The sequence below is a fragment of the Mycobacterium sp. NAZ190054 genome (genome assembly GCF_001545925.1).
In the GTDB taxonomy this organism is placed as follows: Bacteria; Actinomycetota; Actinomycetes; order Mycobacteriales; family Mycobacteriaceae; genus Mycobacterium.
In genome coordinates, this window is the sequence record NZ_LMVQ01000039.1 from 1 (window position 1) to 15,610 (window position 15,610).

At 67.6% G+C, this 15,610-nt stretch carries 16 protein-coding genes and 1 pseudogene; 7 read left to right on the top strand and 10 right to left on the bottom strand.

What is annotated here, in order from left to right; translation table 11 throughout:
- Nucleotides 1-126 (bottom strand): annotated as a pseudogene (locus ASJ79_RS34935) (hypothetical protein); the annotation flags it as partial.
- Nucleotides 127-362: 236 nt separating this feature from the next.
- Between ASJ79_RS34935 and ASJ79_RS04050 the strand changes: the two are divergent.
- The gene (locus ASJ79_RS04050) at nt 363-1,496 is read left to right on the top strand and encodes an acyl-CoA dehydrogenase family protein (protein ID WP_067953459.1); all 1,134 of its coding nucleotides are present in this window, start codon (nt 363-365) and stop codon (nt 1,494-1,496) included.
- A gap of 16 nt (nt 1,497-1,512) precedes the next feature.
- On the opposite strand, the gene ASJ79_RS04055 is transcribed toward ASJ79_RS04050, so the two are convergent.
- Nucleotides 1,513-2,787 carry an MFS transporter gene (locus ASJ79_RS04055; RefSeq protein WP_067953432.1) on the bottom strand — a complete coding sequence of 425 codons (1,275 nt, stop codon included), beginning with the start codon at nt 2,785-2,787 and terminating at the stop codon, nt 1,513-1,515.
- Nucleotides 2,788-2,939: 152 nt separating this feature from the next.
- Here ASJ79_RS04055 and ASJ79_RS04060 point away from each other — a divergent pair, with 152 nt between their 5' ends.
- Together ASJ79_RS04060 and ASJ79_RS04065 are read left to right on the top strand one after the other, a co-directional pair.
- Nucleotides 2,940-3,218: a hypothetical protein gene (locus ASJ79_RS04060; protein WP_067953435.1), complete on the top strand. Its 279-nt coding sequence runs from the start codon at nt 2,940-2,942 to the stop codon at nt 3,216-3,218.
- 80 nt (nt 3,219-3,298) lie between these two features.
- On the top strand, nt 3,299-3,769 hold the full coding sequence (locus ASJ79_RS04065) for a DUF5078 domain-containing protein (protein ID WP_067953437.1): 471 nt from the start codon (nt 3,299-3,301) through the stop codon (nt 3,767-3,769).
- Nucleotides 3,770-3,860: 91 nt separating this feature from the next.
- Here ASJ79_RS04065 and ASJ79_RS04070 read toward each other — a convergent pair whose 3' ends face one another.
- Genes ASJ79_RS04070 through ASJ79_RS04080 form a run of 3 tightly spaced genes read right to left on the bottom strand, consistent with a single transcriptional unit; the run spans nt 3,861 to nt 7,515 of the window.
- Nucleotides 3,861-4,187: a DUF732 domain-containing protein gene (locus tag ASJ79_RS04070; RefSeq protein WP_067953439.1), complete on the bottom strand. Its 327-nt coding sequence runs from the start codon at nt 4,185-4,187 to the stop codon at nt 3,861-3,863.
- Complete coding sequence (locus ASJ79_RS04075; RefSeq protein WP_067953441.1) at nt 4,184-7,090, bottom strand: RND family transporter; 2,907 nt, start codon at nt 7,088-7,090, stop codon at nt 4,184-4,186. The genes ASJ79_RS04070 and ASJ79_RS04075 overlap by 4 nt, the downstream gene beginning before the upstream one ends.
- On the bottom strand, nt 7,087-7,515 hold the full coding sequence (locus ASJ79_RS04080) for an MmpS family transport accessory protein (RefSeq protein ID WP_067953444.1): 429 nt from the start codon (nt 7,513-7,515) through the stop codon (nt 7,087-7,089). Before ASJ79_RS04080 ends, ASJ79_RS04075 begins: the two co-directional genes overlap by 4 nt.
- Before the next feature lie 223 nt (nt 7,516-7,738).
- Here ASJ79_RS04080 and ASJ79_RS04085 point away from each other — a divergent pair, with 223 nt between their 5' ends.
- Nucleotides 7,739-8,938 carry a cytochrome P450 gene (locus ASJ79_RS04085; RefSeq protein ID WP_067953446.1) on the top strand — a complete coding sequence of 400 codons (1,200 nt, stop codon included), beginning with the start codon at nt 7,739-7,741 and terminating at the stop codon, nt 8,936-8,938.
- Here the strand turns inward: ASJ79_RS04085 and ASJ79_RS04090 are convergent.
- Nucleotides 8,918-9,322 (bottom strand): hypothetical protein, encoded by a 405-nt coding sequence (locus ASJ79_RS04090; protein WP_067953461.1) that lies wholly within the window; start codon nt 9,320-9,322, stop codon nt 8,918-8,920. The genes ASJ79_RS04085 and ASJ79_RS04090 overlap by 21 nt on opposite strands.
- 66 nt (nt 9,323-9,388) lie before the next feature.
- Between ASJ79_RS04090 and ASJ79_RS04095 the strand changes: the two genes are divergently transcribed.
- The 3 genes from ASJ79_RS04095 (at nt 9,389) to ASJ79_RS04105 (ending at nt 11,418) form a co-directional block, all read left to right on the top strand.
- Nucleotides 9,389-10,195, top strand: coding sequence for a ketosteroid isomerase family protein (locus ASJ79_RS04095; RefSeq protein WP_067953448.1), 807 nt, complete (start codon nt 9,389-9,391; stop codon nt 10,193-10,195).
- A 66-nt stretch (nt 10,196-10,261) separates the two neighbouring features.
- Nucleotides 10,262-10,834, top strand: coding sequence for a hypothetical protein (locus ASJ79_RS04100; RefSeq protein ID WP_067953450.1), 573 nt, complete (start codon nt 10,262-10,264; stop codon nt 10,832-10,834).
- 107 nt (nt 10,835-10,941) lie between these two features.
- Nucleotides 10,942-11,418: an NUDIX domain-containing protein gene (locus ASJ79_RS04105; protein ID WP_067953452.1), complete on the top strand. Its 477-nt coding sequence runs from the start codon at nt 10,942-10,944 to the stop codon at nt 11,416-11,418.
- Here ASJ79_RS04105 and ASJ79_RS04110 read toward each other — a convergent pair.
- From ASJ79_RS04110 to ASJ79_RS04125, 4 genes are all read right to left on the bottom strand, one after another.
- Nucleotides 11,400-12,716, bottom strand: coding sequence for a serine/threonine-protein kinase (locus tag ASJ79_RS04110; RefSeq protein ID WP_067953463.1), 1,317 nt, complete (start codon nt 12,714-12,716; stop codon nt 11,400-11,402). The two genes, ASJ79_RS04105 and ASJ79_RS04110, sit on opposite strands and share 19 nt — an antisense overlap.
- Nucleotides 12,717-12,736: 20 nt before the next feature.
- Nucleotides 12,737-13,831, bottom strand: coding sequence for a PDR/VanB family oxidoreductase (locus tag ASJ79_RS04115; RefSeq protein WP_067953453.1), 1,095 nt, complete (start codon nt 13,829-13,831; stop codon nt 12,737-12,739).
- Nucleotides 13,831-14,733 carry a metal-dependent hydrolase gene (locus ASJ79_RS04120; RefSeq protein ID WP_067953455.1) on the bottom strand — a complete coding sequence of 301 codons (903 nt, stop codon included), beginning with the start codon at nt 14,731-14,733 and terminating at the stop codon, nt 13,831-13,833. Before ASJ79_RS04120 ends, ASJ79_RS04115 begins: the two co-directional genes overlap by 1 nt.
- A gap of 78 nt (nt 14,734-14,811) precedes the next feature.
- The gene (locus tag ASJ79_RS04125) at nt 14,812-15,294 is read right to left on the bottom strand and encodes a hypothetical protein (RefSeq protein ID WP_067953457.1); all 483 of its coding nucleotides are present in this window, start codon (nt 15,292-15,294) and stop codon (nt 14,812-14,814) included.
- Nucleotides 15,295-15,610 lie beyond the last annotated feature (316 nt).

A 15,610-nucleotide genomic window follows, 5' to 3' on the forward strand; every position in this document is an offset into this window, starting at 1 on the left:
CCAGACGCCGTGCTCGATCGCGCCCGGCGTCGCGACGGCGAGGTCCACCGGGCGGTCGAGTTCGATCACGCCGATCGCACCGAGCACCCGCACGTCGGCCACGTGCGGCAGCGCCGCAGCCGGTTCCGGTTCCGTCCGTGGTGCCGCACCTCCCCGCACCCGTTGCGCAGCCGGCACCCGAATCGGTGCCGACGGCCCAGGATCATCTGACCGGTGAATGGCCCGGCCCCGCGGTCGCCGTTCCGGTGGTACCGGTACCCGTCAACGGTCCGGACATGACAGATCCGGCGAATCTGTTCAGTGCCCTGCCCTGAGCGGCTAACGTCGACGCCGTGACGGCGGTGACGGAACGCGCCCGCGGGATGCGCGCGTTGGTGCTCGACCAGGCCGCCGAATCCGAGCGGTGCCGGACGATGACCCCGGCGATCGTCGAGGCGATGTGGGCGACCGGGCTGATGTCCGCGTTCAATCCCGTGCCGGCGGGGGGCGTCGAACCGTCGTTCGCCGAGATGATCGAGACCTGGATTGAAATGGCCTGGCAGGACGGGTCTTTCGGCTGGGTCGGGATCGCCAACCTGCCGTCGTCGTTCGCCGCGGCCGCCTACCTGCCGGACGGCGGGTTCGCCGAGGTGTTCACCGCCAACGGCAATCGGGTCACGATGGGCGGCCAGTTCTTCCCCAACGGTCAGGGCATCGCCGTCGACGGCGGCTACCGCCTCACCGGGTCGTGGAGCTTCGGATCGGGTACCGGGCACGCCGAATACGTGGCCGCGGGGTTCCTGCCGATGGTCGACGGCGAGATGCGATGGGTCGCCGAGGGGGTGCCCGACATGCAGGTGGCCGTGGTGCCGCGCGCCGACGTCACGTTCAAGGACGGCTGGTATGTGCAGGGGCTCAAGGGCACCGGCTCCTACGACTACGCCATCGACGACGTGTTCGTCCCGCACGACCGCACGTTCGCGTTGTTCACCCGCGAACCCAGGCGGGGGAGTTCGCCCGCGACGCGGATGGGCATGATGCCGGTGACCGCGGCCGGCCACGCGGGCTGGGCGCTCGGTGTGGCCAAGAGCATGCTCGACGACGTCGCCGAGTTGGCGGCGACGAAGTTCCGGATGAGCGACATGGCCGCGCTGGCCAGTCGTCCCACTTTCCAGAAGGGGCTGGCCCACCACGTCGCGGCCTGGCGGGCGGCGCGGCTGCTGGTGCTCGACGCGTTCGGCTCCGCCGAAGCGGCCGTGGCCGCCGGGGGTGAACTCACCCCGACGCTACGCGCGGACATGAGGGTCGCGGCGGTGTTCGCCACCGACACCGCCCGGGCCTGCGCGGAATGGGCCCACCTGGCCGCCGGTACCAGTTCGATCCGCGAGGGCAGCCGCCTCGAGCGGGCGTTCCGCGACATCTACACCGGCACCCAGCACGCGTTCATCAGCGAGAAGGTCGCGATCGACGCCGCGCAGGTGTGGCTGGGCGTGGTCGAGGACCAGTTCGGCCTCTGAAGGCTCAGGCTCAGGCTCAGGCGACGATCTCGCGCAGGTAGCGCCGGCTCGCCAGCAGATAGCAGGCGATGGCGCTCAGATGCATCAGCGGCACCACACACAGCATCGCCCGGCCCAGCGACAGGTCGCCGAGGTCGGCCTTGAGCGCGTCGCTGATCATGCCCGTGACGAGCGGGCCCACGGACCCGAGGATGGCGCTGAAGAACAGGAAGATGGCCGAGGCGGTGGCGCGTTGCTCGGCGGGCACCAGCCGCTGGATCGCCGCGATCGACGGTGCCATGTAAGCCGTCCCGACGACGTAGCTCAACGCGATGAAGCACACCGACTGCGTCGCGCTGCCGACGACGAAACCCAGTGTGGAGAACGGGATCAGCACGGCCGTCATCGCCGCCACCAGCCACAGCAGCCAGCGGGGGTCGGTGGCCGACAGCCGGTCGGCCACCTTGCCGACGACCAGCAGCCCCAGGATGCCGGTGACGCCGCTGGCGATGCCGTACTGCAGGCCGACGTCGCCCAGTGACATCCCACGGGCACGCATCAGGAAGGCGGGCGCGAACGTCGTCAGCGCGTAACCGGCCACCGAGATGGACGCCGCCCCGGCGACGATCGCCAGGTAGCTGGGCTTGCGCAGAATGTCCCACCACTTGACCGGGACCTGTTGCACCGCAACGGGTTCGGTCAGCGGGGGTTGCCGGCGGCCGACGACGGCCAGCACGATCGGAACGAACGCGACGCTGAGCGCGCCCATCACCAGGAACGCGGTGCGCCAGCCGAGCGCCTGCGCCAGAAGCCCGCCGCCGATCAGGCTGGCCGCGCTCGCCAGCGGGATGGCCAGTGTGATGACCGCCAACGGGGCGGCGCGGCGCTCGGGTGAGAAGTTGCGGGCGACGTAGGCATGGGCGGCCGGTGTGGACCCGGCCTCGCCGATCGCGACACCGACGCGCGTCAGCGCGAGCTGGAAACCGGACTGCACGGCTCCGCCGAGCATCGTCATCGCGCCCCACAGCGACAGGCACCCGGAGATCACCAGACCGTAGGTGCCGCGGTCGGAGATGCGGGCGATCGGGATGCCGACCAGCGCGTAGACCGCGAGGAAACCGAATCCGTTGATCACCCCGATCGCGGTGTCGGACAGCGACAAATCTTCCCGGATCGGTTCGGCCAGCACCGCGGGCAGGAACCGGTCGGCGTAGTTCAGCGTCCCGACGACAGCCAGGACCGACACCGCCGCCCATGCCCGGCGCGGTCCGTGGGTTCCGGTGGTGGGCTCGACGGCCGAGGGTGCCGCCATCAGACCTCCTCCATCGATGCGTTACAGACGGCACCAAGAATGTCATGCGGGCGGCGCGGAGGAAGGGGAAACGGCGACCCTGGATTGGCCGTGTCCGCCGCTGGTTATATATGCTAAATATCCTGCCCGGTTACCGACACGAAAGTGATGCGATGACCTTGATCAAGACCACGCTGTCCGCTGCCGCGGTCGCGTGCGGGGTGGCCGCCGGAATGCTGAGTTCAGGTGCCGTGGCCGGTGCGCAACCGCCACCTCCGCCGCCGCCACCCGTCCTCGGCGAGGTGCCGCCGGCCTGGGCGCCGCCCAAGCCCGCCGAAGTGTGGATCGGCCAGCCCGTGGTCTGGAATTCGGCCTGGGGTGGACGCTGGGGAGTGTGGATCAACGGTGGCTGGATCTCGTTGACGTCGAACCCGGTCACCGGCGGCGGCTGACCGATGAGCGGGACCACCCAGCTGTCTAGCTGCGCTATACAATCTCAGAGACCCGACCGGACGATGAAGGTGGAGAAACGATGAGCGGACTGATCAGTCGCGTCGCAAGGGCGGGTCTGGGTTTCGTCGGCGCCGCCGCGGTCAGCATGAGCCTGGCCGGCCCCGCACTCGCCGATTCCACCGAGGACTATCCGATCCCGCGCCGCATCATCCACACCACGTGTGATGTCGAGCAGTATCTGGCCGCGGTGCGCGACACCAACCCGGTGTACTTCGAGCGGTACATGATGGACCGGGCCAACCGGCCCGCCGACGTCCAGCAGGCCGCTTTCGACCGTATCCACTGGTTCTTCTCGCTCGACCCGGTGGGGCGGCGCCAGTACTCCGAGAACACCGCCACCAACGTGTTCTACGAGCAGGTGGCGACCCGGTGGGGCAACTGGGCGAAGATCTTCTTCAACAACAAGGGCGTGGTGGCCCATGCCACCGACGTCTGCATGAACTACCCGCGCGGCGACATGTCCGTGTGGCACTGGCCCGTCGCGAGGTAACCGGTACCACCGTCCGTCACACAAATCCACGTTCTGCAGCGAAAGGGCGAGAAGCCAGCTGCAGAACGTGGATTCGTGTTATTGCTGAGGTCTACTGACGGGCCTGGTCCAGGATCGGCAGCCGGTCGGGGCAGTAGGTTCGCAGCCCCGCGGCCAGGAACTTCCAGGCCTGCTCGGTGGTGGTGCCCTTCTCCAGCTGGTTGTGGACGAAGTGGGCCGCCTCGAACGCGTCCGCGTCCAGGCCGGTGGCGACCCGTTTGCACGTGATCTTGCCGATCCAGGCGTTGTAGTCCTTCTGGCCGTAGATCCCGTACGTGTTCAGCTCGTTGGTGAACGCGGTGTCGGGGTCAGCCGCCGCAGGCGCGGCGAACGCGAGCCCCATGGCCACTGTTGCGACACCGATCAATGCCCGCTTCATGTCCTCACTCCTTCAGATGGATCCGATTGCAGCCCACCGGGTCTCGGCCACGGTGCCGGGACGGGACGGGTCCGTACCCGTTGCGGCCACCAGAACCACGGTCCGAGCAGTGCGGCGATCGACGGTGTCATGAACGCGCGGATCACCAGCGTGTCGAACAGCAGGCCCAGACCGATGGTCGTACCGACCTGGCCGATCACCGTCAGCTCACTGACCGCCATCGACATCATCGTCAGTGCGAACACCAGGCCCGCGGCCGTCACCACCGAACCGCTGCCACCCATCGCGCGGATGATGCCGGTGCCGATGCCCGCGTGTATCTCCTCTTTGAGTCGGGACACCAACAACAGGTTGTAGTCGGCGCCCACCGCCAGCAGGATGATCACCGCCATCGCGAGCACCATCCAGTGCAGCGGCTGACCCAGGATGTGCTGCCAGAACAGCACCGACAGGCCGAACGACGCGGCCAGCGACACCACCACCGTGCCGACGATCACCGCCGCCGCGACGATGGCCCGGGTCAGGATCAGCATGATGATGAAGATCAGGCCCAGCGCCGAGATGCCGGCGATCAGCAGGTCGTAGTTGTTGCCGTCCTGCATGTCCTTGAACGTGGCCGCGGTGCCGCCGAGATAGACCTTCGAGCCCTCCAGCGGGGTGCCCTTGATCGCCTCCTTGGCCGCGGTCTTGATGTTGTCGATCTTGGCCACGCCCTCGGGACTGAGCGGATCACCCTCGTGGGAGATGATGAATCGCACCGCATGCCCGTCGGGGGAGAGGAACTGTTCCAGGCCGCGCTGGAAGTCCTTGTTCTCGAAGATCTCCGGCGGCAGGTAGAACGAGTCGTCGTTCATCGAGTCGTCGAACGCCTCGCCCATGGCGTCGGCGTCCTCGGACATCGCCGCCATCTGGTCCTGCATGCCCTTCTGGGACTGATACATCGTCAGCATCATCGTCCGCATGGTCTTCATGGTCTCGATCATCTCGGGCATCAGCGCGACCATCTGCGGCATCAACGAGTTCAATCGCCGCATGTCGGGCAGGATGTCCCGGAAATCGTCGGTCATCACGTTGATGCCGTCGAGTGTGTCGAACACCGACCGGATCGCCCAGCAGACCGGGATGTTGTAGCAGTGCGGTTCCCAGTAGAAGTAGTTGCGGATCGGGCGGAAGAAGTCATCGAAGTTGGCGATGCTGTCGCGCAGGTCCTCGATGTCGGTGAGCATGTTCTCCATCTTGGAGACCATGTCGTTGGTGATCGCCGCCATCTGCCCGGTCAGGTTCGACATCTTCTCCATCGTGGCGATGGTGTTGGACATCTCGTCCGCCTGCACCAGCATGTCGGCCATCCGGTCCTGCATGTACTTCTCGTTGAGCCGCTGGGTGGTGCCCTGCATGCTCATCTGGAACGGGATCGACGTGTGCTTGATCGGTTTGCCGTCGGGCCGGGTGATGGCCTGCACGCGGGCGATGCCCTCCACCCGGAAGAGCGCCTTGGCGATCTTGTCGATGACGAGGAAGTCCGCCGAATTCCGCAGGTCGTGATCGCTTTCGATCATCAACAGCTCCGGGTTCATCCGCGCCTGGTCGAAGTGGCGGTCGGCCACGGCGTAGCCCTCGTTGGCGGGCAGGTCCGCCGGTAGATAGGTGCGGTCGTTGTAGTTGGTCTTGTAGCCCGGGAGCGCGAGCAATCCGACGAGCGTGATGGCGATCGTCGCGACCAGGATCGGGCCGGGCCAGCGGACGATCGCGGCACCGACCTTGCGCCATCCGCGGATCCGCATCGCGCGCTTGGGCTCGAGCAGCTTGCCGAACCGGGTGGCGACGCTGATCACCGCGACCATCAGCACCACGCCGGCCATCACCACCACGAACATGCCGATGGCCAGCGGGACACCGAGGGTCTGGAAGTAGGGCAGCCGGGTGAAGCTCAGGCAGAACGTGGCGCCGGCGATGGTCAGGCCGGAGCCCAGCACCACGTGCGCGGTGCCGTGGAACATCGTGTAGTAGGCGGACTCTTTGTCCTCGCCGTTGCTTCGGGCCTCCTGATATCGGCCTATCAGGAAGATCGCGTAGTCCGTCGCTGCGGCGATGGCCAACGTCACCAGCAGGTTGGTGGCGAACAGCGAAAGCCCGATGATCTCGTGCCAGCCCAGGAAGGCCACCACGCCGCGCGCGGTCATCAGCGACAGCACCACCATCGCCAGCATGAGCAGCACCGTCACAATCGAGCGGTAGACCAGCAGCAGCATCACGATGATGACCGTGAACGTGGCCGCCTCGATGATCCGCATGCTGCGGTCACTGGCGATGTGCTGGTCGGCGGCCAGCGCGGCCGGGCCCGTCACGAACGCCCGCACACCGGGCGGCGGCTCGAGGCTGCCGAGGATGCTCTGGACGGCCTCCACCGATTCGTTGGCCAGCGACTCGCCCTGGTTGCCCGCGAGCTTCACCTGGACGTAGGCGGCCTTACCGTCGTTGCTCTGCGAACCCGACGCGGTGAGGGGGTCGCTCCAGAAATCCTGCACCGACTGGACATGCCTGGTGTCGGCCTCCAGCCGGTCGACGAGCTCGTCATACCAGGCGTGGGCCTCGTCGCCGAGGGGCTCGTCGCCCTCGAACACGATCATCACCGAGCTGTCGGAATCGCCCTCCTCGAACAGCTCGCCGACCTTCTTCATCGAGATCAGCGACGGCGCGTCGTCGGGGCTCATCGACACCGCGCGTGCCTCGCCGACCGCCTCGAGCTGCGGCACGGTGACGTTGAGGATGACGACCAGCGCGACCCAGCCGATGATGATCGGCACCGCGAACAGCCGGATCATCCGGGGGATGAACGCGCGGTGGGGCGGACGTGCGGCCGGGAACTCGTCGGTGCGGGCGTCGGAAGCTGATGCGCTCATGCGGATTTCACAAAGCAGAAGGTCTGGGCGTTCAAGCCGTCGGTCGTCCTCTCGTCCTTCAACTCGTCGTCGACGAAGATCCGGCAGGTGATCGTCGAGCCGTCACCCTGGGCGACGATGTTTGGCGCTGCGGATGGTTCGGTGGTCTCCAGCGTGAGGGACCACGGCAGCGGCGCACCGTCGACGCGCTGCGGCTTGGCGTCGAGGTCGAGGTAGTTCACGTCGGCGTACGAGCCCGAGCCGGTGATCTCATAACGGACGACCTTGGGGTCGAACGGCTCGGGCAGATCGGCGAAGTTCCGCGGTGTCTCGATGATGCCCTCCGAACCGAAGAACGTGCGGATCCGCGAGACCGTGAGGCCCGCGATCACCACGACCACGACGATGAGCAACGGAAGCCACACCTTTTTGGCGATGGCGATCACGACTGCCGACCCCGACGATTGGCACGCATTAGACCCCTGATTTTCGTGGCTTTGGTTAAGCGGATCGTAACTTAGCTCGTATAAGTTCTCACCCAGCGACAGATTAGCTCAAGAAAATGTGGCACTGCTAACTCGCGCGGGACGAGCGCGGTTCAGCTCACTTCCCCGAAATCATGTCATAGGATGCTGAGCGGTCGCACAGTCTGCTGAGGAGCGTGCCGCGATGACGACGCTGTCCCACGAACTCTATTACGACCCCTATGACCTGAACATCGTCACCGATCCGTATCCGACCTACGCGCGACTGCGGGACGAGGCGCCGCTCTACTACAACGAGCGCTACGACTTCTGGGCGTTGTCGCGCCACGCCGATGTCGAGAAGGCCCTCCTGGACTGGTCGACGTTCTCCAACAGTCGCAGCGACATCCTGGAACTGGTCAAGTCCGACTTCGACATGCCCAAGGGCGTGATGATGTTCGAGGATCCGCCTGCGCACACGATGTTGCGCGGCCTGATGTCACGGGTGTTCACCCCGCGACGGATGGCCGAGATCGAAGACCAGATCCGGCGGTACTGCGTGAACTGCCTCGACCCGTTGGTGGGTTCGGACGGATTCGACGTCATCGCCGAGCTCGCGGCCATGATGCCGATACGGGTGATCGGCATGCTCCTCGGCATCCCAGAGTCCGAGCAGGTCTCGGTGCGCGACGCCAACGACGCGAACCTGCGCACCAAACCGGGCGCACCGATGAAGGTCGCCGACCCGGACAGGATCGCCGACGGCCGGATCTACGCCGAGTACGTCGAGTGGCGCGCGGCCAACCCGTCCGACGACCTGATGACGGCACTGCTCAACGTCGAGTTCACCGACGAGACCGGCGTGGAACGCAAGCTCACCCGTCGGGAGGTGCTGCACTACACCCAGGTGGTGGCCGGCGCGGGCAACGAGACCACCGGGCGGCTGATCGGCTGGCTGGTCAAGGTGCTCGCCGAGCACCCGTCGCAGCGGCGCGAGATCGTCGAGGACCGGTCACTGCTGGGCCGGACGATCGACGAGACCCTGCGCTTCGAGCCCACCGGCCCGCACGTCGCGCGGTACCTGATCGAGGATTTCGACTACCACGGCACGACCGTGCCCCAGGGCAGCGCGATGCTGCTGTTGTTCGGCGCGGCCAACCGCGACGAGCGCCGGTACGAGAATCCCGACACCTTCGACATCCACCGCGACAACATCAGCCACCTGACGTTCGGCAAGGGGCTGCATTACTGCCTGGGCGCCAACCTCGCCCGCCTGGAGGGTCGGGTCGCCCTCGACGAACTCCTCAACCGGTGGCCCGAATGGGACATCGACTACGACACCGCCCGGCTGGCCCCGACCTCGACGGTGCGGGGCTGGGAGCACTTACGGATGCGGGTCGGCTGAGCCCTCGTCATCGCTGTCAGCCGAGGTGTCCAGGACGCTGACCGCGATGCCGTACGGCAGGAACCGCACCCGGCGCTTCGGATCGGTGTTGTTCTTGTTGGCGCGCAGGGCGTCCAGTTCGGTGGGATACACCTGCTCGATGTGGGCGCCGCCCGCGTCGTCGGTCGTGTAGATGGCCCATACGCCGTCGCCGGTCTCCCCGGTGGTCTCCGGGCGGGTGCGGGGACGGGTGTCGAACAACGTCGACCAGCCTGCCCGCTCGCCCGGTGTGCTGATGATCCTGCCGAGGCCGTCGAGCGCCTCGCGCAAGCCCTCGCCCGCTTCGCGGACGACGCGGTCGAAATCCTCGGGGTCGAATCCGAACGGCCCGTTGCTGCTGCTCATGAACACCAGTGTGCCCGCGACGGCAGGTCTAGTCGACTGGCGCCTGCCGAGGTGGTAGGCAACCATATGCCCTTCACAAGAGCCGACGTGTTGTCGGCGGCCCACCGGTCGCTGACCGCGGCGGGAGCGCACGACCGTGCCGGGTGGATCGGCCTGTTCACCGCCGACGGCCGGGTCGAGGACCCGGTCGGGTCGGCGCCGCACCGGGGGCACGTCGCGATCGGGCGCTTCTACGACACCTTCATCGGTCCGCGCCGTATCACCTTCCGCTCTGACACCGACCTCGTCGTCGGCACCACGGTGATCCGGGACCTCGAGCTGGAGATCCAGATGGCGACCGCACTGACCATGCGGGTGCCCACCTATATCCGCTACGACATGCGAGCCGAGGGCGACGACCTGCACATCGCGTCGCTGGCGGCGTACTGGGAACTGCCGGCCATGGTCGGCCAGTTCACCCGCGCCGGGCTGGCCGCGCTGCCCGCGGGGATGTCGCTGGCCAGGAGCATGATCGCCAATCAGGGCCTGACCGGCGCCCTGGGCTTCCTCGGCGGCTTCCGCGGGCTCGGGTCCGCCGGCCGGGCGTTGTTCACCCGGTTCCTGGACGACGCCTGCGCCGGGGACGAGGTCGGTATGCGGCGGTCGGTCTCCGACAGCCCCGTCACGATCGGCGACAGCGACCCCGTGAGTTCCTCCGAACTGGTCAGGCACCTCTCGGGCAGCACGTGGAGCAAGCTCGTCGGCTCCGGAGATTCCGTGGTGGCCCGGGTCGAGCGTGACGGGCGTCGCTGCGTGCTCATCGGCCAGCTCGACCGCTCCGGCCGTGACCGCGCCACCATCAGCAGGATCCGGCTGTTCGGCGACCTCGATTGACCACCGGCAACGGTTCGGCCACGTTGTCGCGCCGGACGCGCCGCACGTGAGAACGTAGGCAGCATCATGTCCGACCCTGACACCGCCGAGTTCCTCACCTACGAACAGTTCGGCCGCCGGTTCTTCGAGATCGCCGTGACCGAGGAGCGCGTCGGCGGCGCGATCGGAGAAATCGCCGGCGACGCCTTCGAGATGGGGCCGATCGCGCAGGGCCCGGGCAAGCTCGCCAAGGTCACCGCCAAGGTGCGGATCCAGCAGCCCAGGGTCACCAGGGAACTGGGCGAGCTGATCACCTTCGCCATCCGCATCCCGCTGGAGATCGACATGGTGGTGGACCTGAGGATCGACAAACCGAAGTTCATGGTGTTCGGCGAAATCTCGCTGCGGGCGACCGCCAAGGCCGCCGAACCGCTGCTGCTGATCCTCGACGTCGAGAAGCCGCGGCCGGCGGACATCTCCATCCACGTCACGTCGAAAACCCTGCGTGCCGAAGTGGTGCGGATCATCGGAGGTGTGGACGCCGAGATCAAACGGTTCATCGCGATGCACGTGGCCGGTGAGATCGACAGCCCGGAGTCCCAGAAGGCCAAGATCATCGACGTCGCCGACCGACTCGACGAGGCCTGGACCGGCATCTGACACCGGTCGGCTTGTGCGCCAACGGATGTCGGCGGCCGTCGCGGTCACACCAGCTACGCGACCGGACCGGACCGTCAGACCATCCCCGCACGGGATATCGTCGGGCGGTGCCCAAGCTCAGTGCCGGCCTGCTGCTCTTCCGCGACTCCGCCGGGGCGCTCGAAGTCCTGCTCGGCCATCCCGGTGGCCCGTTCTGGGCGCGCAAGGACGACGGCGCGTGGTCGATCCCGAAAGGTGAGTACGTCGACGGCGAGGACCCCTGGACCGTCGCGCAACGCGAGTTCACCGAGGAGACGGGCAAGCCGGTGCCCGACGGCCCCCGCATCGATCTCGAGCCGGTCCGTCAGCCGGGCGGAAAGGTGGTCACGGCGTTCGCGGTCCGCGGCGACCTCGACCTCGACGGCACGTTCAGCAATACGTTCACACTCGAATGGCCCAGAGGTTCAGGCGTATTCAAGGAGTTTCCGGAGATCGACCGGGTGGCGTGGTTCGACATCGCGGCGGCTCGCACGAAGCTGCTGAAGGGGCAGCGGCCGCTGCTCGACCGCCTGGAGGACGCGCTGCGTCACCGCAGTGGACGCTGACCGTTGCTGCGGCGGATGTCTTCGCGGCATTCCCGGCGCGTCTGCCCGGTCTGTGCCATACACGTCAGCACCGGGAACGCCTCCTCGGCCGTCAACGGTTCCTCGGTCGGATCCGGCGGCGCGGTGACGGTGGGGCTGGCCACCTCGCCGCGGGTCAGTGACCAGATGGTGGCGGCCGAGCCCGGCATCGGCGAACAGTAGGCGGTGGCACCGTTTTCGGTGGTGGCGGTGCTGTCGGCCGGCGCACAGTCGGCCCCGATGACCGCGGCAGCGGGCGTGGGAGCAGCGGACGTCGTCACGGTATCGGTCACCGTCGTGCCGGGTTGGGCGGCAGTCGGCGGCCGGCGGTCGGCGCGCAGGAACTCCACGGCGGCCACGGCGATCGCCGCGACGAGGAGCACCGCCAGCACGACGGGGACGACGACGGCCGGGCGCCACCGGGTGCGCGCCGGGGTGCCGACGTCCAGCTGCCGACCGAGGGCGTCGGCGAACTCCGCGCAACTGCCGAACCGGTCACCGGGGTTCTTGGCCATCGCCTTGGCCAGCACCGCATCGGCGCCGGACAGCTCGGGCCGGTGGGTGGCCAGGGCCGGCGGATCGGCCGAGAGGTGACGTCCGATCACCACGGCCGGGTTCGAGTGGGAGAACGGCGGTTCGCCCGTCAGCAGATGGAACGCGGTGGCGGCCAACGCGTACTGGTCGGCACGGCCGTCGAGTTCGTGGCCCATCAGCTGTTCGGGGGCCGCATACGACACGGTGCCGACCGTCATGTTGGTCGCGGTGAGCCCGCTGATGTCGTCGTCACGTCGGGCAATGCCGAAGTCGGCCAGCAGGATTCGCTGGTCCGGTGAGCCCGGGTGGGAGACCAGGATGTTGGCGGGTTTGACGTCACGGTGCAACAGATGGCGTTCGTGCGCGTAGTCGAGCGCCTCGGCGACCGCGGAGACGATCTGCGCGACATCCCGCGCGGGCATACCGCCGCGGTGCTCGGTGGTCAACAACCGGGCCGCGTCGGTGCCCTCGACGTAGTCCATCGAGATCCAGATCTGACCGCGATGTTCGCCCCGGTCGTGCACGCCGACGATGTGCGGATGCCACAGCGCCGCGGCGATGTCGGCCTCCCGGTGGAACCGCTGCCGGTATTCCGAATCCGCGGACACCGCGGCAGGCAGGATCTTCAACGCGTCCCGGCGGGGAAGCCTGGGATGCTGGGCGAGATAGACCTCGCCCATGCCGCCGGAGCCCAGGAGGCGCACGATGGTGTAACCGGCAAACGTCTCACCCGGGGCCAATGGCATGGCCGAATGGTACGACGCCGTCACAGATCGAGCGTGAGCCTTGCCCCTTGCCGCGCCCGGGACACACACGTGAGCATCGTCGCGGCGGCCCGCTCCGGATCCGTCAGCAACGTGTCGCGATGCTCGATCTCACCGGCGAGCACCTTCGTCCGGCACGTGCCGCAGAACCCCTGCTGACACGAGTACGCCGCATGCACCCCTGCCCTGCGCAGCGCGGCGAGCAGGGTCTCGTCGGCGCTGACGGCGACGGTCTGGCCGGTGGATGCGACCGTCACCGTGAAGGGGTGACCGTCGGTGACCGGCGGAGCCGCGAACCGTTCGAAGTGCAGTTCGACGTCATCGCGTCCGAGCAACGCGGTCCGGATCGCGCTCAGCATCGGCGCCGGACCACACGCGTACACCGCGGTGCCGTCCGGGCAGTCTCCGAGCAGGTCGTCGGCGCCGGGAAGCCCCTGCCGGTCGTCGGTGCGGATCTCGACGGCGTCGCCGTACCCGGCGACCTCGTCGACGAACGGGAGGCTGTCCAGGGTGCGACCGGTGTAGACCATCGACCATTCGACATCCAGGCTTGCGGCCAGACGGAGCATCGGCAGGATCGGGGTGATGCCGATTCCGCCTGCGATGAAACGGAACCGGCGCGCCGGTGAACCGTAACCGGGCACCGTCAGCGGGAACGCGTTACGTGGTCCGTGCGTGTGCACCGTGGAGCCGACCTGAAGTGCGTCGTGCACCTCGGCCGACCCGCCGCCGCCGTCCGGGATGCGCCGGACCGCGATGCGGTACTGCGGGGCGGCGGGGTCACCGCACAGCGAGTACTGCCGGACCAGGCCGCTCGGCAGGTGCACGTCGAGGTGAGCGCCGGGAAACCAGCGAGGCAGGTCCTCGCCGGTCAGCGACAGCTCCACGACGTCCTGGTCGCGCGCGACCACGCGTCGGCCGGTCACCGTGAGCGGGAACGTGTCCGGGCCGCCGGCAGGTGGCCGGATCCGTCGCACCGCCGCCGTTGCGGCGAAGAGCCCGGACATCGCCGCTTCGGCCATCCCCAGCATCATGTCGTGGCGGGTACGCCCCGACGCGCTCGGCGGGACCTGCCGTAACCGGTCGAACAGCCGCATCACGCGTGTGCCGCGCGTGCGGCGGGGGAGGCCGCCAGGTACGCGACGGCCTGCGCGGTCGAGCCCAGCTGCTCCGGCGAGTACCCGGGACGGAAGTAACCGAGGGTGCTGGACCCGAACAGGTTGCGGTACAAGGGAAGTAGCCCGAGCTTCGAGTCACGCATCCGCATCCGGTTGAAGGTCCACCAATTTGCGTCGACGTCGGGATCGTTCTTCACCAGGTACCAGGCCGTGCGCTGGAAGAAGACGAACAGCATCGTCGCGGCCACGCTCATCGCGCGGATCCGGGCGAGGTAGCTGTCGTGGAAGTAGACCGCGACATCGTGTGCGACGCTTCGGTGTTCGACTTCCTCACTGCCGTGCCAGCGGAACAGGTCGACGAGCGTCGGGTCTGCGCCGTGGTCGTCCCAGGCGCAGTTGAGCGCGAAGTCGCCCATCACGGCGGTGTAGTGCTCGATCGCTGCGATCAACCACAGCCGGTCACACAGATGGTTCATGCGCCGGGCCTCGTCGACCGACTCGGCCGGTGGCGCGAGCACGCCGCTGAACACGTGCTCGATCTGGTTCAGGATCGGCGCGGGATCGACGCCGTGTCCGATCATGAACTCGTGCAGGACCTGGTCGTGCACGTCGGCGTGGACGGCCTCCTGCCCGATGAACCCGCGGATGTCGTCGGCCAGCTTCGGATCTTTGACAAGCGGCAGCGCCTCGTTGAACGTCTGGACGAACCAGCGCTCGCCGGCGGGTAGCACGATGTTGAGGACACTGACCAGGTGTGACGCGACGGGATGCCTGGGGATCCAGTGCAACGGGATGCCGGCCACGTCGAAGTGCACCTTGCGGGCCTGGATCTGCACCGGCCCCGGGTCGATCTCGGTGTCGGATCGGCGCGGTCGCAACATCTGCGGCTCCTGATCGTCGTTGAACTCTCGGAGAGTTTACGACGTTTTAGTGGGAACGCAGGTATCGGTTAGGTGCGGTCAGGGCTGCGGCGACGTGTTCGCGATGATCGGGGCGCCCTGACCGGGAGGCATGTTCGACACCACGCCGGGCGCCGGCGGCGCCATGCCCGCACCGGGTGCGCCGGCGATCGGAACCATCGGGGTCGGTGTGACCGTGGTGACGCCGTTGGCGCCGACCGTGGGTCCGCCGGTGGGGCCCATGGCCTCGATCTGGTCGGCGGCTGCCTGGGTGCAGTCGAGCATCAGCAGCATGCGGCCGCCGCTGGTCACCTTCTGCTGGCCGACCAGGCATGCGTTCTGCGGCAGCACGCTGCCGGTGGAGCCACCGAAGTACGCCTTGACGCCCTGGCTCTTCAGAATGGCCAGCGCACGGCCGTACTGTTCGCCGACGACGTTGTACGGGCTCGTCTGCGCGGGCTGCGAGATTGCGGCACCGGCACCGATCAGCGCGGCTGTTCCGGCGGCGACGAATCCGCCGCTGAGCAGGACGAGCTTTTTCACTACAACTCCCTCGGTTCGGTATGCGGTGCGAACATATCGCAGCAGTGACGAATGTGAAACCGCTGCAGAAGCCGCCGGTGTTACAGGGGCGCGCGTTTCGGGTGGGTTATCCCCAATCTGGTTTTCGTCCCCAGGTCGGTGTTTCGGTGGTGGTGGGCTGTTGGTGGGGTTGGGGATACTAGAACACATGTGGCGCTCCTAGTGTTTTAGTGGGCGCCTTCTCGCTGGTCAGCGGTGTTTTTGGTTGAGTCTCAAGTGTTCTCGGTGTGTCCGCAGGCCAATGGGGGACGCGCACGCGGTCGGGTGCTCTAGGTTT